We start from the raw sequence: 1271 nt of genomic DNA, 5'->3' as shown, positions 1-1271 counted from the left end.
TGAGGTAGGTCGTCAACCGTAGAGTCCAACGGGTTAAGCGGCTATCTGTTTTGCATGGTATTGCTGGGTGAATTGTGCCGGCGACAGATAACCCAGTCTCGCCTGCTTACGAATTCGGTTGTAGAAGATTTCAATGTACTCGGTGATTTCCTGCCTGGCCTGTGTGCGCGTAGTAAAGCGCCTGTGATGCACCAACTCGTTTTTCAGGGAACCCCAGAAACTCTCCATCGGCGCGTTGTCCCAACAATTGCCCTTGCGGCTCATGGAAGCTTGCATGCCGAATTGTTGCAGTTGCTTTCGATAAGCGTGGGCGCAGTACTGGCTGCCGCGATCTGAATGGTGGATCAGTCCCTTTGCCGGCCGCTTGGCGGCGACGGCGCGAAAGAGCGCTTGCGACACCAGGCTCGTGGTCATCCGCTCGGACATGGCGTAGCCGACCAGTTCGCCGTTGAACAAGTCCTTGATACCGGCAAGATAGAGCCAGCCCTCGTCGGTGGCGACGTAGGTGATATCGCTGACCCAGGCGCGATCGGGCGCCGCCACGGCGAATTGCCGATCCAGAAGATTGGGCGCCAGCGGCAGCGTATGGCTCGAATTCGTCGTCGCCTTGAACTTCCGCTTCTGCTTGCAGCGCAATCCGAGGCGCCTGCGAATTCGCTTGATGCGATAGACGCTCGCCGGGATGCCGTGATCGGCCAGATCGGATTGCAGGCGTTGCGGCCCGTAGGTTTCGCGCGTTCGCTGATGTGCCGCCTTGATTTCGGTTTCCAGCCGGAGATTCTCTTGCGTCCGGGCCGAGGGCGGGCGCTGACGCCAGGCGTGATAGCCGCTTTCCGAGACCTCCAGAACCCGGCACATCGCCGCTACAGGATGCTGCTGTCGCAATTCGTCAATCCGGGCGTATTTCACCGCGACTCCTTCGCAAAATACGCCGCACATTTTTTTAGCAGGTCGCGCTCCAGTTTCACTTCCGCCAATTCTTTGCGTAGCCGGGCCAGTTCAACTTCCGTTTCCGTCGGAACCCGCTGCCCTTGTCCGACCGTGGCCAGTTTCCCCACGCGCGAAGCTCGCACCCAGTTGCCAAGGCTGCTCTTCGGTACTGACAGACGCTTCGCTGCCGCATCCACTGACAGCCCGTCCTTTTCCACCAACTTCACTGCTTCCGCCCGAAATTCCGGCGTGTAAATCCCTTTCGGTATCCGTTCCATCTCTGTCCTCCGTTTTCGATCATTTTACGAAACGTTGGACTCCACTTTTTTCAGCCTACCTCA

Annotated in this window: 1 protein-coding gene; it reads right to left on the bottom strand. The window is 58.2% G+C overall.

Annotated elements, in window-relative coordinates; all coding sequences use genetic code 11:
• Positions 1-33 precede the first annotated feature (33 nt).
• A protein-coding gene (locus tag JYJ39_RS13900) for an IS3 family transposase (protein WP_205205239.1) occupies positions 34-1208 on the bottom strand; the annotation gives its coding sequence in 2 pieces (ribosomal slippage) (positions 34-947 and positions 947-1208; 1176 coding nt in all).
• Positions 1209-1271 lie beyond the last annotated feature (63 nt).

Origin of the sequence: Azonexus hydrophilus (assembly GCF_905120355.1) — a bacterium.
GTDB lineage: Bacteria > Pseudomonadota > Gammaproteobacteria > Burkholderiales > Rhodocyclaceae > Azonexus.
The sequence above is the reverse complement of the archived record's forward strand: the minus strand, read 5'-3'. Positions and strand labels throughout refer to the sequence as shown.